At 64.7% G+C, this 25,037-nt stretch carries 18 protein-coding genes and 1 rRNA gene; 7 read left to right on the top strand and 12 right to left on the bottom strand.

Annotated features, from left to right (window positions below):
• The first annotated feature begins 12 nt into the window (after nucleotides 1–12).
• The 3 genes from antC (at nucleotide 13) to AC1RL5_RS05655 (ending at nucleotide 3,898) form a co-directional block, all read left to right on the top strand.
• Entirely contained in the window at nucleotides 13–1,035 is a 1,023-nt protein-coding gene (antC, locus tag AC1RL5_RS05665; RefSeq protein ID WP_065364671.1) for an anthranilate 1,2-dioxygenase electron transfer component AntC, read from the top strand.
• Between the two features lie 67 nt (nucleotides 1,036–1,102).
• Nucleotides 1,103–2,503 carry an amino acid permease gene (locus AC1RL5_RS05660; protein ID WP_011059120.1) on the top strand — a complete coding sequence of 467 codons (1,401 nt, stop codon included), beginning with the start codon at nucleotides 1,103–1,105 and terminating at the stop codon, nucleotides 2,501–2,503.
• A gap of 186 nt (nucleotides 2,504–2,689) precedes the next feature.
• Nucleotides 2,690–3,898, top strand: a complete 1,209-nt coding sequence (locus AC1RL5_RS05655) for a benzoate/H(+) symporter BenE family transporter (protein WP_248765157.1) — start codon at nucleotides 2,690–2,692, stop codon at nucleotides 3,896–3,898.
• 27 nt (nucleotides 3,899–3,925) lie between these two features.
• Here AC1RL5_RS05655 and pdxR read toward each other — a convergent pair whose 3' ends face one another.
• From pdxR to kynB, 3 genes are all read right to left on the bottom strand, one after another.
• On the bottom strand, nucleotides 3,926–5,425 hold the full coding sequence (pdxR, locus tag AC1RL5_RS05650) for a MocR-like pyridoxine biosynthesis transcription factor PdxR (RefSeq protein ID WP_401335715.1): 1,500 nt from the start codon (nucleotides 5,423–5,425) through the stop codon (nucleotides 3,926–3,928).
• A gap of 265 nt (nucleotides 5,426–5,690) precedes the next feature.
• Nucleotides 5,691–6,542, bottom strand: a complete 852-nt coding sequence (gene kynA, locus AC1RL5_RS05645; protein ID WP_011059117.1) for a tryptophan 2,3-dioxygenase — start codon at nucleotides 6,540–6,542, stop codon at nucleotides 5,691–5,693.
• A 93-nt stretch (nucleotides 6,543–6,635) separates the two neighbouring features.
• Nucleotides 6,636–7,289: an arylformamidase gene (gene kynB, locus AC1RL5_RS05640; RefSeq protein ID WP_011059116.1), complete on the bottom strand. Its 654-nt coding sequence runs from the start codon at nucleotides 7,287–7,289 to the stop codon at nucleotides 6,636–6,638.
• Between the two features lie 285 nt (nucleotides 7,290–7,574).
• Between kynB and AC1RL5_RS05635 the strand changes: the two genes are divergently transcribed.
• From AC1RL5_RS05635 to AC1RL5_RS05625, 3 genes are all read left to right on the top strand, one after another.
• On the top strand, nucleotides 7,575–7,919 hold the full coding sequence (locus AC1RL5_RS05635; protein ID WP_011059115.1) for a cupin domain-containing protein: 345 nt from the start codon (nucleotides 7,575–7,577) through the stop codon (nucleotides 7,917–7,919).
• A 126-nt stretch (nucleotides 7,920–8,045) separates the two neighbouring features.
• On the top strand, nucleotides 8,046–8,531 hold the full coding sequence (locus tag AC1RL5_RS05630) for an Xre family toxin-antitoxin system antitoxin (RefSeq protein ID WP_015634047.1): 486 nt from the start codon (nucleotides 8,046–8,048) through the stop codon (nucleotides 8,529–8,531).
• Nucleotides 8,528–9,046, top strand: a complete 519-nt coding sequence (locus tag AC1RL5_RS05625; protein WP_011059113.1) for an RES family NAD+ phosphorylase — start codon at nucleotides 8,528–8,530, stop codon at nucleotides 9,044–9,046. Before AC1RL5_RS05630 ends, AC1RL5_RS05625 begins: the two co-directional genes overlap by 4 nt.
• A gap of 328 nt (nucleotides 9,047–9,374) precedes the next feature.
• Here AC1RL5_RS05625 and mmsB read toward each other — a convergent pair whose 3' ends face one another.
• On the bottom strand, nucleotides 9,375–10,262 hold the full coding sequence (mmsB, locus tag AC1RL5_RS05620; RefSeq protein WP_093405003.1) for a 3-hydroxyisobutyrate dehydrogenase: 888 nt from the start codon (nucleotides 10,260–10,262) through the stop codon (nucleotides 9,375–9,377).
• 10 nt (nucleotides 10,263–10,272) lie between these two features.
• Complete coding sequence (locus AC1RL5_RS05615; protein ID WP_019096001.1) at nucleotides 10,273–11,799, bottom strand: CoA-acylating methylmalonate-semialdehyde dehydrogenase; 1,527 nt, start codon at nucleotides 11,797–11,799, stop codon at nucleotides 10,273–10,275.
• A gap of 149 nt (nucleotides 11,800–11,948) precedes the next feature.
• Here AC1RL5_RS05615 and AC1RL5_RS05610 point away from each other — a divergent pair, with 149 nt between their 5' ends.
• Nucleotides 11,949–12,899, top strand: a complete 951-nt coding sequence (locus AC1RL5_RS05610; RefSeq protein WP_011059110.1) for a LysR family transcriptional regulator — start codon at nucleotides 11,949–11,951, stop codon at nucleotides 12,897–12,899.
• A gap of 32 nt (nucleotides 12,900–12,931) precedes the next feature.
• On the opposite strand, the gene yfiB is transcribed toward AC1RL5_RS05610, so the two are convergent.
• The 7 genes from yfiB to rrf all read right to left on the bottom strand — a co-directional run bounded on the left by yfiB (nucleotide 12,932) and on the right by rrf (nucleotide 24,902).
• Complete coding sequence (yfiB, locus tag AC1RL5_RS05605) at nucleotides 12,932–13,426, bottom strand: outer membrane lipoprotein YfiB (protein ID WP_015634043.1); 495 nt, start codon at nucleotides 13,424–13,426, stop codon at nucleotides 12,932–12,934.
• Nucleotides 13,427–13,440: 14 nt separating this feature from the next.
• Nucleotides 13,441–14,709, bottom strand: a complete 1,269-nt coding sequence (gene dgcN / locus AC1RL5_RS05600; RefSeq protein ID WP_041115800.1) for a diguanylate cyclase DgcN/YfiN — start codon at nucleotides 14,707–14,709, stop codon at nucleotides 13,441–13,443.
• Nucleotides 14,706–15,287, bottom strand: coding sequence for a regulatory sequestration protein YfiR (gene yfiR, locus AC1RL5_RS05595; protein ID WP_072451365.1), 582 nt, complete (start codon nucleotides 15,285–15,287; stop codon nucleotides 14,706–14,708). Before yfiR ends, dgcN begins: the two co-directional genes overlap by 4 nt.
• A gap of 116 nt (nucleotides 15,288–15,403) precedes the next feature.
• Nucleotides 15,404–17,485 (bottom strand): exodeoxyribonuclease V subunit alpha, encoded by a 2,082-nt coding sequence (gene recD / locus AC1RL5_RS05590; RefSeq protein WP_492589130.1) that lies wholly within the window; start codon nucleotides 17,483–17,485, stop codon nucleotides 15,404–15,406.
• Complete coding sequence (gene recB, locus AC1RL5_RS05585; protein WP_011059105.1) at nucleotides 17,482–21,174, bottom strand: exodeoxyribonuclease V subunit beta; 3,693 nt, start codon at nucleotides 21,172–21,174, stop codon at nucleotides 17,482–17,484. Before recB ends, recD begins: the two co-directional genes overlap by 4 nt.
• Nucleotides 21,171–24,623, bottom strand: a complete 3,453-nt coding sequence (gene recC, locus AC1RL5_RS05580; RefSeq protein WP_492589129.1) for an exodeoxyribonuclease V subunit gamma — start codon at nucleotides 24,621–24,623, stop codon at nucleotides 21,171–21,173. The genes recB and recC overlap by 4 nt, the downstream gene beginning before the upstream one ends.
• A gap of 163 nt (nucleotides 24,624–24,786) precedes the next feature.
• Nucleotides 24,787–24,902: ribosomal RNA gene (gene rrf, locus AC1RL5_RS05575) — 5S ribosomal RNA — on the bottom strand.
• Between the last annotated feature and the right edge of the window lie 135 nt (nucleotides 24,903–25,037).

Raw genomic sequence — 25,037 nt, 5'->3', positions numbered from 1 at the left:
GGAAGTTCTCCCATGACGCACAAGGTCGCGTTCAGCTTTGCCGACGGCAAGACCCTGTTCTTCCCGGTCAAGGCCAATGAAATCCTGCTCGACGCCGCCCTGCGCAACGGCATCAAGATCCCCCTGGACTGCCGCGAAGGGGTGTGCGGCACCTGCCAGGGCCGTTGCGAGTCCGGCCAGTACAGCCAGGACTATGTGGACGAAGAAGCCCTCAGCGCCCAGGACCTGGAACAGCGCAAGATGCTCACCTGCCAGACCCGGGTGCAGTCCGACGCAGCGTTCTATTTCGATTTCGACTCCAGCCTGTGCCACAGCGCCGACCCGGTGCAGTTGCAGGGCTCGGTGATCGACGTGCGCCAGGTGTCCGAAAGCACCGCCATCCTCCACCTGGACCTGGGCGGCCATCAAGCGCCACTGGATTTCCTCCCGGGCCAGTACGCCCGCCTGAGCATCCCCGGTACCGGCACTAGCCGGGCCTACTCCTTCGCCAACCGGCCGGCGGCGGACAACCAGTTGCAGTTCCTGATCCGCCTGCTGCCCGACGGGGTGATGAGCAATTACATCCGCGAGCGCTGCCTGGTGGGCGACACCCTCCAGCTGGAGGCGCCGCTGGGGGCCTTCTACCTGCGCCAGATCAGCCGTCCGCTGATCCTGGTGGCCGGTGGCACCGGGCTCTCGGCCCTGCTGGCGATGCTCGAACAGATCGTCGAGCAGGGCTGCCAGCAGCCGGTGCACCTGTACTACGGCGTGCGCCACAGCCGCGACCTGTGCGAGCTGGAGCGGATCCAGGCCCATGGCGAACGCCTGGCGGACTTTCGCTTCACCCCGGTGATCAGCGACGCCGACCCGGATTGGCCGGGCAAGCGCGGCTACATCAGCGAACACTTCGACAGCAGCGAACTGCGGGACCAGGACACCGACATGTATGTGTGCGGGCCGCCGCCAATGGTCGATTCGATCCGGATCTGGCTGCAAGAACAGCAACTTAACCGCGTTCAGCTGTATTACGAGCGGTTCACCGAGAGTAATATCTGATCCCGTCAGCATTCGCCGTGATCGACCCCGATCGATCCTGATAACAACTAGAAGAGAGCGCACATTAGTGGATCAAACCTTGAAGCAGGGTGAACTCAAGCGTGGCTTGAAGAACCGCCATATTCAGCTGATCGCCCTGGGCGGGGCGATCGGCACCGGACTGTTCCTCGGCTCGGCCGGGGTTCTCAAATCCGCCGGACCTTCGATGATCCTGGGCTACGCGATTGCCGGGTTCATTGCCTTCCTGATCATGCGCCAGCTGGGAGAAATGATTGTCGAGGAGCCGGTGGCAGGTTCCTTCAGCCACTTCGCGCACAAGTACTGGGGCGGCTATTTCGGCTTTCTCGCGGGCTGGAACTACTGGGTGCTGTATGTCCTGGTGGGCATGGCCGAGCTCACTGCGGTGGGCAAGTACGTGCAGTTCTGGTGGCCGGAGATCCCCACTTGGGTCAGCGCCGCGGTGTTCTTCGTGCTGGTCAACCTGATCAACATGATGAACGTGAAGTTCTTCGGCGAGGCCGAGTTCTGGTTCGCCATTATCAAGGTAGTGGCCATCGTCGGCATGATCGTCCTCGGCTGCTACATGCTGTTCAGCGGCAGCGGCGGCAGCCAGGCCTCGGTGAGCAACCTGTGGTCACACGGCGGCTTCTTCCCCAACGGCGGCACCGGCCTGCTGATGGCCATGGCCTTCATCATGTTCTCCTTCGGCGGCCTGGAACTGGTGGGCATCACTGCCGCCGAAGCCGCCGAACCGCGCAAGGTCATTCCCAAGGCCATCAACCAGGTGGTCTACCGGGTGCTGATCTTCTACGTCGGCGCCCTGGCGGTGCTGCTGTCGCTGTACCCGTGGGACGAACTGCTGGTGAGCCTCAACGCTGGCGGCGACGCCTACAGCAGCAGCCCGTTCGTGAAGATCTTCTCGCTGATCGGCAGTGATGCCGCAGCGCAGATCCTCAACTTCGTGGTCCTGACTGCGGCGCTGTCGGTGTACAACAGCGGCGTGTACTGCAACAGCCGCATGCTCTATGGCCTGGCCGAACAGGGTGACGCACCCAAGGCGCTGATGAAGCTCAACAAGCAGGGCGTGCCGATCCTGGCCCTGGGCATCTCCGCGCTGATCACCCTGCTCTGCGTGCTGGTCAACTACCTGGCGCCCCATGAAGCGCTGGAGTTGCTGTTCGCCCTGGTGGTGGCCGCATTGATGATCAACTGGGCGCTGATCAGCCTGACCCACCTGCGCTTTCGCAAGGCCATGGCCGAGCAGGGCGTGGTGCCTTCGTTCAAGGCCTTCTGGTCGCCGCTGAGCAACTACCTGTGCCTGGCCTTCATGGTGATGATCGTCGGCGTGATGTGGATGATCCCCGGCATCCGTGCCTCGGTGTACGCGATCCCGGTGTGGGTCCTGGTGATCTGGGGCTTCTACCTCCTGAGCCGGGCGAAGAAAGCTTCGCAACCCGCCCTGCGCTAAGCCCACAGGTTCGCGCCACACCCCCGAGCCCGGCCTTATCCAAGGCCGGGCTTTTTTGTCGGCGCCGCCAAAGTGGTCTGCCAGCAAACAAGAATGTGGCTCGAAACGATAGTCCATCCGTTACCTAGAATCGGGCCTCTCCCGGCGTTTGGGCCAGGGAGCCTGTTCCTTGACGGAGAGTGGCTTATGAACAGAACCGCGACAGGCCTTAGACCGGCCGATATCTTCTCTCCCACCGTGGCGGCACTGATCTCAGTGCTGGTGAACTATGGCGGGACCTTCATCCTGGTGTTCCAGGCCGCTGAACTGGCCCGGCTGACACCCGCCCAGACCACCTCCTGGGTCTGGGCCGTGTCCCTGGGCGTGGGCCTGAGCGGCATGTGGCTGAGCCTGCGCTACAAGGCGCCGATCATTACCGCCTGGTCTACCCCCGGGGCGGCCTTCTTGGCCACGGTGATGCCCTTCACGCCCTATGCCGAGGTGATCGGCGCCTACCTGATTTGCGCCCTGGGGTTCATCGTCCTGGGCGGGTCCGGGGCTTTCGACAAGCTGGTGCGCCTGATTCCCAAGGGCATCGCGGCTGGCTTGCTGGCAGGCATCCTGCTGCAGTTCGGGATCAACGCCTTTGGCGGCGCGAGTGCCGATCCACTGCTGGTGATCGTGCTGGTACTGTCCTATGCGGTGCTGCGGCGCTTCACTTCACGCTTTGCCGTGGTGGGCATCCTGTTCATCGGCCTGGCGTTGCTGATCGTCCAGGAGCGGGTCGACTTCGCCAGCGTGCACCTGAGCTTCGCCGCTCCCCTGTTCACTGCGCCACAGTTCTCCGTGTCGGCCTTGCTCGGCGTGGCCCTGCCACTGTTCGTCATCACCCTGACCGGCCAGTACATGCCGGGCATGCTGGTGTTGCGCAATGACGGCTTCCAGACCAGCGCCAACCCGCTGCTCACGGTCACAGGGTTGGGCTCGCTGATCATGGCGCCGTTCGGCGCTCACGCATTCAACGTGGCGGCGATCACGGCGGCGATCTGTACCGGCGAGGATGCCCACCCGGACCCGGGCAAACGCTATATCGCCGGTATCGCCTGCGGCGTTTTCTACATCCTGGTGGGGACCTTCGGGGTCACCCTGGCGACCCTGTTCATGGTCTTGCCCAAGGCCTTTATCACCACCCTGGCCGGCCTGGCATTGCTGGGGGCAATCGGCGGCAGCCTGGCCAACGCCATGGCCGATACGGCCACCCGGGAAACCGCGCTGATCACCTTCCTTGCCACTGCCGCCAACGTCACTCTGCTAGGGATCGGTGGTGCCTTCTGGGGGCTGGTTGCCGGGCTGACCGTGCACCTGTTGATCCTGGGCCCGCGCAGCGCCCTGGCACTGGAACGCGCCAAGCCCTGACCGCCGGCGCTGGAAAAAGGCCGCTGGCTAGGCCTTTCCCAGGGCCTGGGCCAGACGCGCCATCGCCGCCTCGATCTCATGGGCGCTCAGGGACGCATAGCCCAATAGCCAGCCCTGCTGCTTCTGCTCACCCGCATAAAGCCGGCTGAGCCCCGGCAACTGGATGCCAGCCCTGGCCGCACGTTGCTGGGTCAGCTCCTCGCTCCAGCCGGGTTCCAGAAGACACGGGACCTGCAACCCGCCGGGTGGCGGCAAGGCCCTGGCAATGCCCGGCAAGTGCCGGCCTATGGCCTCGAGCATGGCCTGCCGGCGCCCGGCGTAGAGCTTGCGCATGGCCCGTACATGGGCGTTGTAGTGCCCCTCTTCCATGAACCGCGCCAGGGTCAGCTGGAGGATCTGCGGCGTGTGCCCGTCCATGATGCTGCGGGCACTGCTGAAGGCCCCCACCAGTTCGGCGGGCAGGATCATGTAGCCCATGCGCAGGCCCGGATAGAGAGTCTTGCTGAAGGTGCCGATGTACAGGGTGCGCCGAAACGGGTCCAGGCCCTGGACGCAGGCGGTGGGCAGGCCCTCGTAGTGGAACTCGCTGTCGTAGTCGTCCTCGATGATCCACCGGTCGTGCTCGGCGGCCCAGCGGGTCAGCTCCAGACGGCGCTCCAGGGACAGGGTGGCACCCGTGGGGTACTGGTGCGAGGGCGTCACATAGACACAGCGGGCGCCGCTGCGGTCGGCTCGCAACAGGTCGGTGCGGATGCCCTGGCCATCCACATCAATGGGCACGATCCGCGCCTCGGCCGCCTCGAAGGCCTTGCGCGCGCCGAAGTAGCCTGGGTTCTCCATCAGGATCGGCTTGCCGGCGTCCACCAGCAGTTGCGCACACAGGAACAGCGCCTGGCGAGTGCTGCTCAGCACCAGGATCTGCTCGGGCTGCACCTTGGCCCCGCGTTCCAGGTTGAGGTAGGCGGCAATCGCCTTGCGCAGGGGAAGCGTGCCCTGGGGATCGCCATGCAGCAGCACGCTGGCACGGTAATCCTTCAATGCCTGGCGTTGCAGCCGCTCCCAGACCTCCAGCGGGAAGCTGCGGGTTTCCGGCAAACCGGTAGCGAAGGCCGTGACCGCCTGCTGATCGCTGACCCCACCCCGCGCCAACAGTGCCGCGCCGCGCCGGCTCAGGCCCGCTCCCGGTTCCGGGCTGTGGGCCGGCAACCCTTGCTGGAGCTGGCGCCGGCGGGACGGGCCACGCAATTGGGCACCGATGGTTTCGCAGACATAGCTCCCCGAGCCTTTGCGCCGCAGGACAAAACCGTCGCGCTGCAACTGCACATAGGCGTTTTCCACGGTGTCGCGCGATACCGCCAGCGACTTGGCCAGGGCCCGGGTCGCCGGCAGCTTCACGCCAGGGCCCAGGGCGCCGTCGAGGATCAGCCCGCGCAAGGCGCGCTGGATGCGCTGGTGCAGGTCCAGAGGGCGGAACTCGGGATCGCTGAGCCGCATCTTGAGGGTTTCAAGCTCGAAGGTCCGGGACATGTGGTCTGCCTCAGAGAGTAAAAATGGTGCACCGAAGGCGGCCACCTTATCCCCGGAGCGCAACTACCGCCAGCGCCCGCTGCTCTCTAACGACCTCTGTAGCCGCTGCCGCAGGCTGCGATAAGGTCCGGAGGACCTTCCAGACCTCAAGAGCGCGTCTGCTGCGCTGCCGATCGCAGTCTGCGGCAGCGGCCGCACCAGGGTCTCAGGGAGTCAGACGCCGGCAGGCACATGAAAACGCCCCGGCAGGCGGGGCGTTTTCGGGTCAGAGCGAGGAGCGCACTCGCCACAGTTCGGGAAACAGCACGGTGTCGAGCATCTTGCGCAGGTAGCCCACGCCTTCGGTGCCGCCGGTGCCGGGCTGGAAGCCGATGATGCGCTCCACCGTGGTCACATGGCGAAAGCGCCACTGGCGGAAGGAGTCTTCCAGGTCGATGAACTTCTCCGCCAACTGGTACAGGTCCCAATAGGCCGAAGGATTGGCGTAGACCTCGCGCCATGCCGCTTCCACCGACGGGTCATGCTGAGTCGTGGTGGTGCTGTCCAGTGCCAGGCGCGCAGGGTCGATGCTCAAGCCGCTGCGGGCCATCAGGGCAATCGCCTCGTCATACATGGACGGGGTGGCAATCGACGCTTCCAGCGATTGCAACAGTTCGGGACGATGGGCATGGGGCCGCAGCAGGGCCGCGCTCTTGTTGCCGAGGATGAATTCGATCTCCCGATACTGGAACGACTGGAAGCCCGAGGACTGGCCCAGGTAAGGCCGGATCGACTTGTACTCGGACGGCGTCATGGTGGCCAGCACCGCCCAGGCGTGCACCAGTTGATCGAAAATCCGCGAAACCCGCGCCAGCATCTTGAACGCCGGCGGCAACTGGCCCTGGCGCACATGCTCGCGGGCCGCCTTGAGCTCGTGCAGCATCAGCTTCATCCATAGCTCCGAGGTCTGGTGCTGGATGATGAAGAGCATCTCGTTGTGGTCCGGCGACAGGGGATGCTGGGCGCTGAGGATGCGCCCCAGGTCCAGGTAGTCGCCGTAGCTCATGGAGTCGGAAAAATTCAGCTCGGCGTTATGCCACTCAGCCGGCGGATTGCTTGAAAAGGGACATTGGCTCATCGCGTGGGCTCCTCGCCTCAGGCAGCGGTTGCCCATCGCTGGCTGCGCAGCCCGGATCGGGATGCACAACGGCGCGAAGGGCCAGCTGTGTATTTATTGTAGGAATGAATCGGCCAGGGGGCGCAGGATCGCCCGCACCGGACTGGCGTCCAGGTGAGCGAAGCGCAGTGGCAGGGCAATCAGTTCGTAGTCGCCTTCGGCAACCTCATCGAGAACCACGCCTTCGAGGATCGCCATGCCATGGCGGGCCACGGTGTTGTGGGCGTCCATGGTCTTGGACTGCTGGGGGTCGAGGGACGGGGTGTCGATGCCGATCAGGCGCACGCCGAGGCTGGCCAGCAGCTCGACAGTGGCTGGAGCAACGGCAGTAAAGTCCGGGTCCCAGGCACTCAGCGGAGCCTGTGGATAAGTACGCAGCAACACTCGCGCAGGCAAGTTTTCGAGGCGCCCGAGCAACGCCTCGGGCTGCACCAGAGCACCGCTGTCCAGGCAGTGCAGGACCCGGCACGGGCCCATGTAGACATCCAGCGATACTTCACCGATGGGCAGGCCGTCCGGCCGGTAATGCAGGGGCGCATCGACATGGGCACCGGTGTGGGGCGACAGGGTCACCCGCCCGACATTCACCGGGCACTCGGGGCCGAACTGCCAGACGCGCTCCTCCTGGAACGGCGTATCTCCCGGCCAGGTCGGGGTTGCGGTACTCAACGGCGGGCTGATATCCCACCAGCGTGGTGTATTTTCCATTCGTGCGGCTCTTAGGTCACTCCGAGCTGAATGATACGAGCGAAACCGGTAAAGATTCTTGCGAAATAACTCGGGCAGCCGCGGATATTTCGCAATTACTGCTAACAAAGCCCTGTTTGCCGAATGAATCTTGCAACCGCCATGCCTCTCCCGGCCCTGCGCCCAGCCACCTCGACTCGGGGCCGCGCTGCGCTTCTGGATACCCCGAGGTCGAGTACAGACAACCCCCTGCCCGCCAGGCGCTATAGGGTGCGGCTTCAGTTCTCTGCCTGCTAGGAGCACAGCATGTCCCAACCCATCACCGTTCTTCGCGACACTCATCCGCTGCCGGTGCTCGACGCCTGCAAGTGGGAAAAACTCCAGGGCGATCCGCACACCGTCAACCTCAACGCCTACACCAGCGAGGATGGCAGCAAGATCATGGGCACCTGGATCTGCACCCCGGGCAAATGGCGGGTGGCCTATGAAAAGTGGGAGTACTGCCATTTCCAGGAAGGCTACTGCGTGATCACCCCGGACGGCCGCGACCCCATCCACCTGCGCGCCGGCGATATCTTCGTGGTGGAGCCCGGGATGAAAGGCACCTGGGAAGTGGTGGAAACCGTGCGCAAGTACTTCGTCTTCGCCTGAGCCCTCCCTCGATACCGGGAGCCCGCGCCAGCCGGGCTCCCCTGGCCGTGTTGCGATTCAAGCCAGCGCCTTTTGCCAAATGTCTATATAATCACTGCCAAATGGCAAAAGGCAGGAGCTGCACTCATGGTCGCGCTGACAGGCACCGGCCTCGTTCCCAAGCGGCGAGGCAAACTGGTATTGAAAGAGCAGTCCTCGGACATCCTTCTGGGTGGCCGGGCACGCTTTGACGATCGTATCTCGATCTATCGCCTGACCGAGGAGGGCATCCCGCTGACGGCGATCATCAAGTTCGTCTCCTCGGTGCCCATGCTCAAGGACGAACAGGTCCTGGCCAAGATCATCGGCCTTTCCGAACGCACCCTGCACCGGCGCCTGAAAACCCCGGACGAGCCGCTGAACCCGGAACAGAGCGCCCGTGCGGTGCGCTTCGCCCAGGTGCTGGCCAAGGCCGAGGACATCTTCGGCAGCAGTGAAGAGGCCCAGGAGTGGATGGCCAAGCCGGTGATGGGCCTGGACGGCCACAAACCGGTGGACCTGCTGACCAACCCCATCGGTTTCGAACTGGTGGACGAGTTCCTCACCCGCCTGGAATACGGGGTCTATCAGTGATCAGTGTGCCGGGCAGCAGCACCCTTCACTTCTGGCGTCTGGACGCCGCCCGGCACGCCGACAGCTGGGACAGCGGCATTGGCGCCGAGCTGTGTGGCGGCCGCTGGAACTCCAAGGGCGTGAAGGCGGTGTACGCCAGCGCCGATCCGGCCACGGCGATTCTGGAAGTGGCGGTGCACAAGGGTTTTGCCGCCCTGGACAGCGTGCCCCATGTACTCACCGGCGCCCTGATCCAGGACCCGACCGCCATCTACCGAGTCGATGAAAACCGTATTCCCAACCCCAACTGGCTGGTGCCGGGGATTCCCAGCGCCGGCCAGCAGAAGTTCGCCGATCAGTTGCTGGCGGACCACCCTTTCGTGCTGGTGCCCTCGTCGGTTTCCCGGCACAGCTGGAATATCCTGATCAATCCGCTGCTGGCCAAGGGGCTGTACCAGGTGGTGATCCAGGAACGCTTCGGCCTCGACACCCGCCTCAACCCTCCCTCCGGCACCGTTGCCAGCCGGCCGAACTGAGCCGGGCAAAAAAAAGCGGGAACCTGCCCGACGCAGGTTCCCGCAAATGCCCCGGCTGAAGGGGCTGCATTCAATGACGCGTGGAGCCGCTGCTGAGCCCGCGAAGCTGCGAAAAGGACCGAAGGGCCTTGCCTGGCGATACCCAGACAAACCTCTGCCGGGTTTGAGACCGCTGCGTCTCCTGCGGAGCCGTTCGCAGCCTGCGGCAGCGGCTACACCGCCCCTTGTAGCCGCTGCTGAGCCGCAGGACCTTGTTTGACGATACCCAGCCACTGGCGGCGAGATTGCCGCGCAAACCCGCCAGCGCCCCCTCCCTACAAGCGACGCCTTACTGCGGCTTGCGGTAGCTGTTGACGATGGCCGAGAAGTCCTTGCCACCTTCCCCACGCTGGCTCATGGCCTGGTACAGCTGCTGGGCCACGGCACCGAGCACCACCGGCTGGTGGGCCTGGCGCGCGGCTTCGGTGGCCAGCCCCAGGTCCTTGAGCATCAGCTCGGCACCAAAGCCTCCGGTGTAGCCGCGGGACGCCGGGGCGGTTTCAATCACGCCCGGCCACGGGTTGTAGGTGTCGGAACTCCAGCACCGGCCGGTGGAGCTGTTGATGATCCCCGCCAGCACTTGGGTGTCGATGCCCAGGGCATCCCCCAGGGCCATGGCTTCGCTGACGCCGATCATCGAAATCCCCAGCAGCAGGTTGTTGCAGATCTTGGCGATCTGCCCGGTACCCACTTCACCGCAGTGCACGATGTTGCGGCCCATCTGCGCCAGCACCGGTTGCAGGGTGGCGAACAGTTCGGCGCTGGCGCCGACCATGAAGGTCAGGGTCCCGGCCTGGGCGCCGCCGGTGCCACCGGATACCGGTGCATCGGCCACGGCCACGCCCTGCTTGGCGGCGGCTGCGGCCACTTCACGGGCGGTCTGTGGGTCGATGGTGCTGCAATCCACCGCCGGAATGCCGCGGCCAATACCCGCCAGCACCCCATCCTCGCCCAGCCAGACGCTGCGCACATGGGCCGCAGCGGGGAGCATGGTGATCACCAGTTCGGCGCCTTCGGCAGCGGCCTTGGGCGAAGCACTGATACGCCCGCCCAGTTGCGCCAGCTCTGCCAGCACGCTCTGGTTGAGATCGAACAGGTTCAACTGATGGCCGGCCTTGATCAGGTTGCGGGCCATGGGCGCGCCCATGTTGCCCAGGCCGATAAATGCAATGTTCATGTCAGGCTCCTCAACGCAGGCTGATGGTGGTGTTCACACCGTCATTGACGCTGTCATCGTCGAACCAGCGGCTGGTGACGGTCTTGGTCTGAGTGTAGAACTGCACCACTTGCTTGCCGTAGGGGCCCAGGTCGCCGAGCTTGGAACCGCGGGAGCCGGTAAAGCTGAAGAATGGAACCGGCACCGGAATGGGGATGTTGATGCCCACCTGGCCGACGTCGATTTCGCTCTGGAACTTGCGCGCCGCCGCACCGCTCTGGGTGAACAGGCCGGTGCCGTTGCCGAAGGGGTTGGCGTTGACTAGGGCGATGGCCTGGTCCAGGGTATCCACCTCCAGCACCACCAGCACCGGGCCGAAGATTTCCTGGGTGTAGATCTGCATGTCGGTGGTCACCCCGGAGAACAGGGTCGGGCCGATGAAGTTGCCCTGCTCGTAGCCCGGAACCTTGATGTCGCGGCCATCGAGCTCCAGCTTGGCACCTTCTTTCACGCCGCTTTCGATCAGCTCCAGAATCCGCGCCTTGGCACGCTTGGAGACCACCGGGCCGACATCGGTGCCCGGCTCGCTGCCGGCGTTGACCTTGAGTTTCTGCGCCAGGGCCTTGAGGTCCGGCAGCCATTGTTTCGCTGCCCCCACCAGCACCACCACCGAGGTGGCCATGCATCGCTGGCCGGCCGCGCCGAAGCCGGCGCCCACCAGGGCATTGAGGGTCTGTTCGCGGTTGGCGTCGGGCAGCACCACGGCGTGGTTCTTCGCGCCCATCATCGATTGCACGCGCTTGCCGTGCTTGCCCGCCAGGTCATAGACGTGGGTGCCGACCGCAGTCGAACCGACGAAGGACACCGCCTTGATGTCCTTGTGGGTGCACAGCGCATCCACCACGTCCTTGCCGCCGTGCACTACGTTGAGCACACCGGCCGGCACCCCGGCTTCCACCGCCAGCTCCACCAGCAGCATGGTGGACAGCGGGTCCTGCTCGGAAGGCTTGAGGACGAAGGTGTTGCCGCAGGCGATGGCCATCGGGAACATCCACAGCGGAATCATTGCCGGGAAATTGAACGGGGTGATCCCGGCGCACACGCCGATCGGCTGGCGCAGGGTGTAAGTGTCCACGCCGCCGGCGACGTTTTCGGCGAATTCGCCCATCTGCAGGGTGCCGATGGAGCAGGCATGCTCCACCACTTCCAGGCCGCGGAAGATGTCGCCCTCGGCGTCGGCGATGGTCTTGCCCTGCTCGGCGCTGAGGACCACGGCAATGCGTTTGGAGTGCTCGCGGATCAGGGCCTGGAGCTTGAGCATGATGCGCATCCGCGCGCCGATCGGGGTCAGTTTCCAGGTCTGGAAGGCGCGCTGGGCAGCGGCGATCGCGGCGTCGACTTCAGCGGCAGTGGCAAAGGGCACCTTGGCCAGCACTTCCTGGGTCGCCGGGTTGACGATGTCGTGCCATTCCTGGCTCTGGGACTGGACCCATTCACCGTCGATCAGCAGTTTGACCTGTTGCAGGGTGGTGCCGTCGGGCTTGAGGGATGCGTTCATGGGGTCTCCTGACTTCTTGAGTTCTTATGCAGGGAAACCAAGGCGGGCAAGCGCCTTGAAAGAGGGGCTGTCGCGAGTTGGTATCGGACGGTTTTTGGAGTATAGATGTGCAAACTTCTAATAAGAACGCACATAAAATCCGGTCCATCATGCAAAAAAACATCACCTCGCTAAGCACCCTGAACTGGGACGACCTGAAGTTTTTCCTCGAAGTGGCGCGCACTCGCAAGGCCAGCAGCGCGGCCAAGCGCCTGGCGGTGGACTACACCACGGTATCGCGGCGCATCGGGTCCCTGGAAACCGCCCTGGGCACCTTGCTGTTCGAAAAATCCCGCACCAACGGCTTTGTCCTCACCGCCGAGGGCCAGCGCCTGCTGGGTTATGCGGAGTCCATCGAAAGCACCCTGCACATGGCGTGCGAGCAGGTCTCGGGCTCCGGAGTGGCGTTGTCCGGCCATGTGCGCATGGGCTGCACCGAGGGCTTCGGCACCTTCTTCATCACCCCGCAACTCAGCCACTTCCTCGACGCCTACCCGGCAATCTCGGTGGATATCCTGCCGCTGCCGCACTTCATCAGCCTGTCCAAGCGCGAGGCGGATATCGTCATCGCCCTGGAACGCCCGGAGCACGGCCCCTATGTGTGCTGCAAGCTGTGCGACTACCGCCTGCAGCTGTACGCCACCCAGGAATACCTCGACCGCCACCCGCCGATCCGCCGCCCCGGCGACCTGGGCGAGCATCAATTCATCAGTTATGTGGATGACCTGGCCTTCAGTTCCGAGCTGCTGTACCTGGCCAATGTGGTGCCCGGGGCCAGCGCCAACCTGCGCAGCACCAGCGTGATTGCCCAGTACGTGGCAGCGCAGCAGGGCCGCTCGCTGGCGATCCTGCCGTGCTTCCTGGCGGCCCAGGACCCGCGCCTGCTGCCAGTGCTGCCCAAGGAAATCAACCTGACCCGGCAATTCTGGATGTACTGCCGGGAGGATCTCAGGAAGTTGAAGCGGATCACCCTGTTATGGGATTACATCCGCGAGGTGACCGAGCAGAATCGGCCGCTGCTCATGGGCGAGAGTCGCAGCATGCGCTTCGCCGCCCCCTGACCCTTAGCAGCCGCAACCCGGCAGGTCGTCGATCAGTCGGCGATCACCACGATCGACACCCGACGGTTCTCGGTACGCCCGGCCACGGTGCTGTTGGAGGCCACCGGCTCGCTGCTGCCCAGGCCGCGCAGCTGGATGTTTTCTTCACGCATGCCAACCTGGGTCAACACCTTGACCACGCTCTTGGCCCGGCGCACGGACAGTTGCACGTTGTAGGCCTCCTTGCCCGACGCGTCGGTGTGACCGTCGACCCGGACCTTCTGGATATCGACGCTGAGCAGCGCCTTGCCGATGCGCTGGACGATCTCGGTGCTGGCCTGGTTCAGGGTTTCCACATCGCTGCCAAACAGCACCTTGCCCGACAGGCCAAAGGCCCAGCCTTCATCCGTCAATTCGAAGCCCTCCTGTTTCAGTACCGCGATCTGTTTCGGGGTCAGACCTTTGGGCGGCACGCTCTGACAGCCGGCCAGGGCCAGCAGGGCCATGAACACCAGAGTGCTGAACAGTCGAACCGAACGTTGCGTCATCGAGAACAAGGGAATTAGCTCCTGTTTTGAACCTGAACGATAGGGAGCTCCGCCCCCACTGTGTGTTGCCCGCCTCGCGAACCGCGCTTGGCTTGGTACATGGCCGCGTCGGCGGCATTCAACAGACTGCCCGGTGTCGCACCATGATCCGGGTACACGGCAATACCGATACTCAGCGATGTCAGGATCGACAGGCTGCCGGGCAGTTGAATCGGTACTTCCATGCTGCTGATGATCTTGTCGGCGATGCGCTGGGCATCCTCGACCCGGTGCAGCGGGGTCAGCAGCACGGCAAATTCGTCCCCGCCCAGGCGCGCCACCAGGTCGTCCTCGCGCAACTGCGCGCGAATCCGCGTGGCCACAGCCACCAGCACCGCATCGCCGGCGGCGTGGCCGAAGTTATCGTTGATCTCCTTGAACCGGTCGCTGTCGAGAAACAGCACCGCCATGCGCTCGTTGAGCTTGTTGGCGCTGCGCAGGGCACGGATCAGCCGGCCTTCGAAGAACGCCCGGTTGGGCAGTCCGGTCAGACTGTCGTGGCTGGCCTGGTGGGCCAGGGTTTCATTCTCGCTTTGCAGATGGGTCTGCCAGGCTTCCAGCTCATCGAGCAGGGCGTTGAAGTCGTTGCCCAGGTTGTCCAGTTCGGCGATTTCCGCAGGCGGCACCCGCTGATCGAAGGCCCGCTCGCGCCGGGCCGCGTGGGCCACATCGGCGAGGCTGCGCAACGGCCCGGTGATGCCCCGCAGCTGGCGGCGCGCCAGGTACAGCGCCAACCAGGCGCTGAGGGCGATGCACAGCACGATGCCCACCAGGCCACTGAGGAGAAACCGCAACAGGCTGCCGCCATGGCCGGTGACATTGATGGTGCCGATTTCCCGCCCCTGGTGCAGGATCGGCAGGCTGATGGGCTTTTCCAGAAAGGCGCTGGCGACGTGCATTTCCAGGTTGGTCAGAAAGCCGCTTTCCGGGCGCTGCCAACTGGCCAGCAACTGGCCCTGGCTGTCATACACCTTGGCGTCGGCCACCTCTTCGGTGGAGGCGATCAGGGCCAGGGCCTCGGTGGCCACCACACTGTCGTTGAACACCACTGCAGCTTCCACGGTGTAGCTGATGGAGCGGGCGATCAGGTGCAGGTTGTGATCGGCGTACACGCGCAGGGCCAACACCCCGAGAAAGGTCAGGGACAGGCTGGCCATGGAGATCGCCAGCAGAGCGACGATCAGGTGGCCGCGACCGATGACCGACCGCAGTGTAGGGCGGGCGTTGGGCTTGAACAGTTTCATGGGGCCGCCGGACGACGACGGGAAAGCTGCAGCACGCTGGGATGAATCTTCACCCCACTGCGGGCCACGGAATCCAGGTTGACCTCGAACGACACCTGGCTGTCGCCGACCCGCAGGCAGAACAGGCTGCCCACGGTGCACTGGTCGCCCCCCTCGCTGATGCTCAGCACCGGCTGCCCGATCAGCGAGTTGAACAGGCGGGTACGCTCATCATTGGACAATTTGCCGACATAGACCGAATCGCACTCACTGGCCAACGACGGGTTGTTGGCCAGCAGACGCCGCACCAACACCGGGCGGCCGGTGGCCTGGGTCGCGCCCTTGAGCAGGTCATCGGTGTATTCGGTGGGGCCAACCACGCACAGACGCAGTTGCGCAGGCTCCACGGGCCAGCGAGCGTAGCTGAGAATGCCCAGCACCACTTGGGTTACAGCCTTGGCCCGTTGCTCGGCCAGGCTCGCGGCCGCCGGTGGCTCCGACTGCGCGATGGCCAACAGGCTGAACAGGCAGAGAATGGTCGACAGCACACACTGTCTCCACCCCAAAATGCGCTCTGTCCTCAAGACAGCCACGTCCATGCAGGGATTCTCTTTGATTTTCACGGAAATGATGCCGCAACGATAGCACAGCCCGGGAAAATGCAGCGAGACCAGCACCCGAGCACCACGCCTGAGAAAAGCCGGAAACATGGGTGTCAGTCCAACTCCAGCATCAGCCCGCTCAGGCGCTTGACCTTGCGCCGAACCGCCTCTTCGAACACTCCGGCACGGGGCTCGATCAGGCTGAACCAGTCCTTCGCCCGGGTGATACCGGTGTAGATCAGCTCCTTGGTCAGCACCGGGTTCAGGGCGTCGGGCAGGATCAACGCAGTGTGGGCGAACTCCGAGCCCTGGGACTTATGCACAGTCATGGCGTAAACGGTTTCCACGTCATTGAGCCGGCTTGGCAGCACCAACCGCACCCCGCCCTGGCCATCGTTGCGCGGAAAGGCGACGCGCAGCACCTGACGCCCCGCCTCCGAGCCTTCCTGCTCCGGCAGTTTCAGGGCGATGCCGATATCACCGTTCATCAGGCCCAGGCCGTAATCGTTGCGGGTCATCAGCACCGGGCGGCCCTCGTACCATTGCTGGTCGCTGTCGATCAGCCGGGCCTTGAACAGCGCCTGGGTGATCCGCAGGTTCAGGCCTTCGACACCCCAGGGGCCCTTGCGCACCGCGCACAGCAATTGGAAGCGATCAAAGGCCTGCAAGACATGGCGCGCCCAGTCGGTCCAGCGCCGATCCTCCAGAGGCGTACCCGGCGGCGGGCGCTGGCTGCGCAGTACATTCAGGTAGTGGCGGTAGCCTTGCGGCCCCTCGCCATGGCCCTCCAGCAGCAGCCGTTCCAGGGCCCGATCCTGCTCGCCCTTGAGGCTCAGGCCATACAGGTCGGCATGGCTGCGAGCCGCCAGCAGGCGCCGGGCTTCATCGGCCTGCTGCTGGTTGACCCAACGCGCCAGCTGGCCGATGCCGCTGCCTTCGCCGAAACGCCGGGAATGGCGCAGCATCACCACCTGCTGCGCCAGGGGATGCTGGTGGGCGCTGTCCTCCTGCAGGCCGCTGTTTCCCAGGTTCTCGCCGCTGACCGCCTCCAGCCAGGCCCGGGTCTGCGGGTTGTACCAACCGGCCTCGGCGTCACGGCACAGGTCGCCGAGTACGGCGCCGGCTTCCACCGAGGCCAGCTGGTCCTTGTCCCCCAGCAACACCAGGCGTGCATGGATGGGCAAGGCGTCCAGCAGGTTGGCCATCATTTCCAGGTCGATCATCGAGGCTTCGTCCACCACCAGGACATCCAGGGGCAAGCGGTTGCCGGCGTGATGGCGGAAATGCCGGGTGCCCGGGCGATTGCCCAGCAAGCGGTGCACGGTGGTCACCTCGCTGGGGATCATTTCCCGCACCTCATCGGGCACCGCGAGGGAACGCACCTGCAAGCTGATGGACTCGGTCAGGCGCGCCGCGGCCTTGCCGGTAGGCGCCGCCAGGCGAATGCGCAGCGGCTTGCGTGCTTCCACCGCCGGGCCCTGGAGCAAGGCCAGCAGGCGCACCACGGTGGTGGTCTTGCCGGTGCCGGGGCCGCCGGTGATGATGCTGAAGGCGCCCCGGGTGGCCAGGGCGCAGGCGAGTTTCTGCCAGTCGACGGGCCCCGCCGCCTTGGCCGGGCCGAACAGCCCGTCGAGGCGCGCCGCGAGGTTTTCCGGCGTGGCCTCGGCCAAGGCCAGGCGCTGGCGCAAGGCGTTGTCGATACGCCGCTCATAGGCCCAGTAGCGGCGCAGGTACAGGCGCTTGCCGGACAGCACCAGCGGCCGCTGCCGGGAAGACTCGGCATGATCCGCCGCCAGGGCCACCAGGCGGCTGCCGGCCAGGACCTTGCACCAGTGCGCCCCTTCAAGCCCCATCAACACCTGGGACGGCAGCGCCGGTGCGCCGTTTTGTGCGTCGCCTTCGGGCGGCAGCGACAGGGCGAAGTCCGGCTCCTTGAGGGTTTCGAACAGGTCCAGGCAGACATGCCCGTGCCCCAGCTGATGGCTGGTCAGGGCCGCGGCCATCAGTACCAGCGGATCACAGCCCGGGTCCAGCTCATGCAGGAAGCCGACAAAGGCCCGGTCCAGGGAACGCAGCCAGCCGCGCTCGACCCAGCGCTCAAGCAACAGCAGCAAGTCGTCGGCGCGGCTCAGGGGCACCAGGTCGAAGGCCGGTTGCGGCGCCTGGTCCAGTGTATCGAACAGGTCCTGGGTCATAGCAGCACTCCCTGCTCCCAGGCGGGCTCGGCCTTGGGTGGCTCGGGCTGGCCCTGGAACATGCGGTCCAGTTGCTCGATCAACTGTCGAGGCGGCCGGGCGAAGTAGGCCCCCTGGCTGGCGGCACGGGTGCCCCGCAGGAACAGGTACAAGGCGCCGCCCACATGGCGATCGTAGTCGTAGTCCGCCAGCCGGGCCTTCAATTGCCGGTGCAGGGCCAGCAGGTACAGCACGTATTGCAGGTCGTAACGGTTGTCGAGAATCGATTGTTCCATGGCCTGCTCGGTGTAGGCCGCGTCGTCCGCACCCAGCCAGTTGGATTTGTAGTCGGCCACGTAATAGCGGCCCTGGTGTTCGAAGGTCAGGTCGATAAAACCCTTGAACATGCCGTTGAGCAATACCGGCTCGGCCGTGACTCGGGGCGCGCCCTGATGGGTTTGCTGGCGTACCCGCTCATCGAGCTTGAGCACATCGACCTTGTGGCTGGCGAACCAGAACTCCATCTCGACCCGGTACTGGGTCAACTGCCCGAGCACCACCGGTGCCTGGCCCTCGCCCAGGGGCAAGGGCGCTTGCAGCAGGTGCTGCAGCCAGTCGCTCAGGGTCGGGATCCAGCCTTGCCAGCCGCGGCGATTGCAGCGCCGGGCCACGGCGTCCTCGATCGCCTCGGGGGCAGCGGCAAAACCCTCCTCCCCAGCCCACTCCAGCAGGCCATGAAGGAAGGTCCCGGGGTTCGGGCCGCGGGGGAAGCGGTGGATATCGCCGCCGCTGGCCAGGGTTTCCCGAGGAGCTTCGGGGTCCAGGCGTTCGTCGTCGAAGAGTTTCTGCGCCTGGGGGTTTTCCGGCGCCTCGGTGCTGCCCGCCCCCAGGATGTCGCTGATGCGCAAGGCACTGTAGGAGGCAATCCACCAGTTTTCCGCGGCGCGGCGGCTGGGCGTCAGCGGCGCCAGCAGAGTGGCCTCGTTGCGCGGTGGCTGATAGCGCTGGTCATCGACGACGGGCAGCTCGGACACGCCAATCGCAGCGCAGCCCTGCTGCAGGTCCAGCAGCCAGCGCAACAAGGCACTGGATTCGCCCAGGACATCGCCGCCGCCCAGCAGGTAACCCAGGGCCGAAAGGTGCAATACCGAGCTGCTGTGATTGCCCCGCTTGAGATCGGCCATCCCCAGCCAGCAGGCATGCTGGGCCCGGGTCAGGGCCACATAGAGCAGCCGCAGGTCTTCCGCCAGGCGCTCTTCATCGGCCAGGGCAATCAGCTCCGGGGTGGGCCGCAGGCTGACCTGGGGCTTGCCGGCAGCATCGTGGTAATGCAGCGGCAAGCGGCTGCCATCCACCGGCTTGGTGGAACAGATGAAGGGCAGGAACACCAAGGGGTATTCCAGGCCCTTGGACTTGTGGATGGTCACCACCTTGACCAGTTGCTCATCGCTTTCCAGGCGCAGGATCTGCTCCTCCCCCGCCTGCCCGGACAGCGCCAGGTGCTCGGCCAGATGGCGGATCAGGGCCTGCTCGCCGTCGAGTTCGGCGGCGCTTTGTTGCAGCAGCTCGGACAAGTGCAGAAGGTTGGTCAGCACCCGCTCGCCATCACTGCGGGCCATCAGCGCCTGGGGCAGCTGGAAGTCATGCAGCAGGCGCCGCAGCATCGGCAGCACGCCCTGGCTGCGCCAGATCGCCCGGTAGCCACGGAACTGCATGACCCGCGCTTCCCAGGCCAGTTCATCCTGGTTGAGCCGCTCCAGCTCCAGCAGCGGCAGGTTCAGGGTCAGGGACGCCAGGGCCGCGCGCAGCGGCCGCTCCACGTCCGGCTCGGCGCAAGCCTTGAGCCACACCAGCACATCCCGGGCTTCCTGGGCGGCGAACACCGAGTCCTTGTCCGACAGGTACACGCTACGCACCCCGCGGGCCGCCAGCTCGCCGCGCACGGCCTGGGCCTCCTTGCCATCGCGCACCAGGATCGCGATATCCGCCGGCAGCAAGCCTTTCAGCGCTTGCTGCTCACGGACAAACCCACTGCGCCCCTGCTGGCCGCCATTGAGCAGGCCGACAATCGCAGTGGCGCAAGCCGCCGCCTGATGCTGGCGATACTGGGCCCCGGACAGCGGCTGTTCCGAAGGCAATTGCCAGAAGTTAAGTGCCGGCACCGGCTGGCCGTCGACCAGCAATTGCTCCTTGCGCCCCTGGGCGGCCACCGCCAGGAATGGCACCGGGTTCTCGCCATCCGCTTCGCGAAACAGGAAGGCCCCCTGTCCCTGCGGCCGCTGTTCGGCTTGCAGGAACACATGGTTGACCGCGCTGACCATCGCCTGGCTGGAACGGAAGTTGGTGCCCAGGGTGTGCAGGCGCCCGCTGGTGGCCTGGCGTGCCCGCAGGTAGGTGTAGATATCGGCGCCACGGAAGGCGTAGATCGCCTGCTTGGGATCGCCGATCAGGAACAGGCCGGTCTCGGGGTCGTTGGCCTCGATCCGGTAGATGCTTTCGAAGATCCGGTACTGCACCGGGTCGGTGTCCTGGAATTCGTCGATCAGGGCCACCGGGAACTGCTCGCGGATCAGGGTCGCCAGGCGCTCGCCGCCATCGCTCTGCAGGGCGCTGTCCAGGCGCAGCAGCATGTCGTCGAAGCCCATCTCGGCGCGCCGCCGCTTCTCTTCTTCGAAACGTGCCCCCACCCATTGCGCGGCGTGTTGCAGGACCGCCGCATCCGGGCTGGGCAAGGCATCGAGGCTGGCCTTGAGCCCGGCCATGGCGTCGAGCCCGGGGTGATCGGGGGCCGCGCCTTTCCAGGCCTCGCTCATGCCTTCGGGGGTCAGGCGGGTGAAGCCGGTGCCGATGTCCAGTTGCTCGACGGATTCATCCTCGGCCCAGGCACTGATCTTTTCGAACCAGGGCTCGAAGAACCGGGCCTGCATCTTGCGCCCGTCGACGCTCTTGCTGGCCACGCCTTGCAGGCAGATCTCCCGCAGTTGCGCGGCCCACTCGCGCCAGGGCGCCTTGATCTGCACCAGGGCTTCACGACGTTCTTGCAGGCAGGCTTCGATCAACTCGCTCGGCGTCTGCTCGGGTGGGTCCCGACGCTCGTTGCCGAACATTGCCCGCACTCGGGGCATGAGTTCGGCCGGCCCGACCCAATGGCTGCGCACCCAGTTCAGGGCATCCCCCTGCATCGGGTAGCAGAACAGCCGCCAGTAATCGCGCAGAACCTGGCCCAGCAGGTCGCTGTGATCGGTTTCCAGGGTCTGGGTGAACAGGCTGCCGCTGTCGAACGCATGTTCGCGCAACATGCGCTGGCACCAACTGTGGATGGTCGAGACCGCGGCCTCATCCATCCATTGCGCGGCAATGTCCAGGCGATTGGCACAGGCGGCCCACTGCTCGACGGGGTATTGCTCACGCAACTCGACGATCAGGCCATCGGGGGCGCTGGTTTCATCGCGAAAGAAGCGCGCGGCTTCCGCCAGGCGCGTGCGAATGCGCTCGCGCAATTCCTTGGTGGCGGCATCGGTAAAGGTCACCACCAGTATCTGCGGCGGCAGCAATTCACGCCCGAAACCCGCCGCCTCGCCGCCGTGGCCCAGCACCAGGCGCAAGTAGAGCGCGGAGATGGTGAAAGTCTTGCCGGTACCGGCACTGGCCTCGATCAACTGGCTGCCGCGCAGAGGAAATGCCAGGGCCAGGGGAGCTTGTGCAGTCATGCGCCTGCCTCCTCGCCGAGCGCCGAACGCCAGGGAGCATTCAACAGGGGTCGATAAAGGGTCTCGGCCCAACCGCTGAAGGTTTCATCGGCGATCAGTGCGTTGTAGTCGGCGAATTGGCGGGCCAGGGCCGGGCTTTGCCGGCGTTCGCCCTCGCTGTTCTGGCCGTCGCCATCGTAGGTCTTGCGTGCAGCGGCCGCGGCTTTGTCCGGGTCGCTCTGGCCCAGCCAGGCGAAGGCGGTCTTGATCGCCACCGGCAGCGGCAGGCGCATGCCGGCCTGCCAGGCCTGCAGCAGGCTGCCGAGAATCTGCCGGGCCACCTCCTGCTCCAGCGGCGGCAACAACAGGCTGTCATCGCTGGCCACCAGCGCGGTGGTCAAGGAGTAACCACTGGCGCAGGCCAGCAGATGATTGACCCAAGGCTTGATCAGCCGATGCCATTTACGGGTCTTGGTCGAGCCGATGCCGTTGGGGATGGCGCTCACAGCCAACAACCCGCCATCAGCTCGCTGGTGCAGGCTGCTGAGCCAACCTTCCAGGCGCACGCCTTGCAGTTCCAGGCTCACCGGCAGCGCACTGGTTACCGGGGTCGGCCACAGGTCGAGCAGTTGCCGATAACGCTGCAACAGGTCCGGCAGGGGCTCCAGCAGTTCGCGCTGCAGGCATTCGCCAAAACCGGCCATGGGCAACAGGCCACTGGCTTGCAGCCTCCGGGCCTGGGCCTGCAAGGCTTGCTCGGGCTGCCCGGCGTCGCCCAGCGCCGCTTCCAGCAGGCTGTCGCTGAGGCTGTAGCGCTGCAGGGCATCGAGCACGAAGGGCTCTTCATCGGCCAGCGGTGCTTCCATGGCTTCAAAGAACACCTTGAGCCTTTGGCTGAAGAAATGCCGCACCGGGTTGCGCAGGAAATCCTGCAACTGGGCAAGGCTCAGGGGCTCGTCCTGGACATAGGGTTCCAGGCGTTCGACTGCGCCCAGTTCCTCTCGGACCTGATGCAGCACTTGCCACTCCCGGGCGTAGCTGAACAGCGTGTCGCTGTCGTGGAAATAGCGGGCACTGAAGGGTTGCAGGGGATGCTCCTGGGTCAGGGCCTCCAGCAGGGAGTCCTGCTCATCGGGCAGTCGCCAGCCGCTGGCCAGGTGATCGCGCAACTGGCCGATCAGGACCGAGGCCGGGCGCTCGCTGTTGTCGCGAATGCTGCGGCCAACCCAACTGACATAAAGTTGGTCACGCGCCGAGAGCAGGGCTTCAAGCAGTAGGTAACGGTCGTCTTCGCGCCGTGATCGGTCGCCGGGGCGGTAGTCGCTGCCCATAAGGTCGAAGTCCAGAGGCGGCTGCGCCCTGGGGTAATCGCCATCGTTCATGCCCAGCAGGCACACCAGCTTGAAGGGAATGGCGCGCATCGGCATCAGGGTGCAGAAGTTCACCGCTCCGGCGAGGAAACGCTGGGACAGGCGCCCCTGGTCCAGGCCAGCCAGCCAGGCTTCGCGGACCACCGTCAGCGGCAACTGATCTTGCAGGCCCACAGACTCGCAGGTTTCCAGCCAGTTTTCCCGCAGGTCGTCGAGCTGTCCCAGCAGGTAATCATCGTGTTCGTTGCTGGCAAGGAAGAACTGTTCCAGCAGGTTGTGCAGGCGCTCGCCCCACTCCGCCGGATCCGCCGGCTGGGTGAGTTGCTGGTAGGCGATCTGCAGGGCGTCAAGAAGGGCGACCAGGGGACCGATCAGCGCCGCATCCAGGCCACCGATCTCGTCATAAGGCTCGATACCGTCACAGGCGTCGGAGCGGCCGACGGCATAACCCAGGAGCATGCGCCGCAAGCCGAAACGCCAGCTGTTCTGCTCCAGTTCCGGGGGCAGCCCCAGTTCTGCGCGCTGCTCGGCATTCATTCCCCAACGGATGCCGGCACCTTCAATCCAGCGGTGCAAGGTCGGCAGGTCGGCTTCGTCGACGCCAAAACGCGCACGCAGGGCTGGAACGTCCAGCAGGTCGAGAATCTCACTGACCGGAAAACGACTGTCCGGCAGCTTCAATAGATGTTCGACGGCGATCAGCAGCGGGTCACGGCCACGCTGACCCTGGTCAGTGAGGGTAAAGGGAATGAAGCGCCGGTCATCCCGCTCCAGCTGGCCGAACACGGCGCGGATATGCGGGGCGTAGCTGTCGATGTCCGGGACCATGACGATCACATCCCGGGGCCGCAGGTCGGGCTCTGCACTGAAGCGCACCAGGAGCTGGTCGTGAAGGATTTCCACTTCTCGCTGGGCGCTGTGGGCAATGTGAAAGCGAATCGATTGATCGTGCTGGATATCGACCTGCGGCCACAACTCACGTGTTTCGTTCAGCGGGCGCAGTTCGAGAATGTCGTCCTGCAATTGCTGGAGCATACTGGCCGGCTGGCTGTCACTGAACAGATCGATCCGGCCATCGCGAAAAGCGCTGCGATAGCTGTTGGGATCGTCATAGCTGTCCAGCAGGTTGATGTAGTCACGGCCTTGCTTGCCCCAGGCGGCCAGCAGCGGGTGGGCGTGCTGGTGCAGGGTTTGCGGATCCAGGGCCTGAGGCATGCCGGCCTTGCGCGCCTGGCGTTTGTATTGGTGGCGCAGCAGGTCCTTGTCGGCAACGATATCGGCCCAGTGATGGCGACAAGGGTTGTGCACACACAGCAGCACCTGACTGAAACGGGCCAACCCGGCCAGTGCCTCCAGGGCCTGGGCCGGCAGCGAAGAGATACCGAAAACAATCACTCGGGACGGCAAGCCCCTGGGCGCCACCTCCAGTTGGTTGATCCGCTCGATAAAGCGCTGGTGAACGCCTGCGCGACTCTGGGCCATCCCCTCGGTGCCGACATCCAACAGCAGCGCGCGCCATAGCTCGGCCTGCCAGCAGTTGGCAGGCGTCAGGGCCTTGGTTTCACCACGACCATTGCGCAGTTGGTGGCGGCCGGCAGCCCAATCCTCCAGCCAGTCGGCTCGATATACCTGATATTGGTCGAACAGATCGGCCAGACGCTCGGCCAATTGATAGCGCTTGCGCAGGTCACTGTCGTGGGTCAGGAAGCGTTGCAGGGGTTCGAAATGCGGCTCATCGATCAACTCCGGCAACAGGCGCATCAGCCGCCAGGTCAGGGGAGCTTTATCCAGCAGGGATTTGGGGGGGATTTCGTCTCGCCCCAGGACCAGGCGGTACAACTGCCACATGAAACTGCCCGGCAATTGCACATCAATGGCAGCGGCAATACCGCAGCCACCGCCGTCATCCACTTCGGGGTCTTCGGCCAGGGCCAGTTTCAGCCATTGGGCGATACCGTTGCTCTGTACCAGGGCAATTTCATTTTCCAGGGGCGCCAGGGGATAACGCCGCATCCAGCTGACCACCAGGCTGCGCAACTCGTCCAGGCGGTTACCGTGAACCACCATGAAACCAGGGTTGAGGGACGAAGCGTCCGGCATAAAGGCTTCCTTGGAGAATGCAAAAAGCTAGGGCGGAACCTTAGCACTGTCACCGGGCAGTGGCAGCCAGGTCGAGCAAACAGTGACAGAGAAAGCGCCGGGCTTTTATGTCGCGCAAAAACAAAACCCCAACTGCATGCGCAGTTGGGGTTTCGGAATTTAATCTTGACGATGACCTACTCTCACATGGGGAAACCCCACACTACCATCGGCGATGCATCGTTTCACTTCTGAGTTCGGGATGGGATCAGGTGGTTCCAACGCTCTATGGTCGTCAAGAAATTCGGTAGCCAGTCCGTTGCTTGTGCAACGTGCCAGCGAATGGGTATGTAATAGATTTGTGTGTTCGCAAACTTTCGGTTTGTATCGTCTTCACACACCGCAACTCGCTTCTTAAGCAAATTGCTTGGGTGT

It is taken from the genome of Pseudomonas sp. GW822-FHT06D10 (assembly GCF_058799535.1).
Note: the sequence above shows the minus strand (reverse complement) of the source record. Positions and strands in the feature narration are given on the sequence as shown.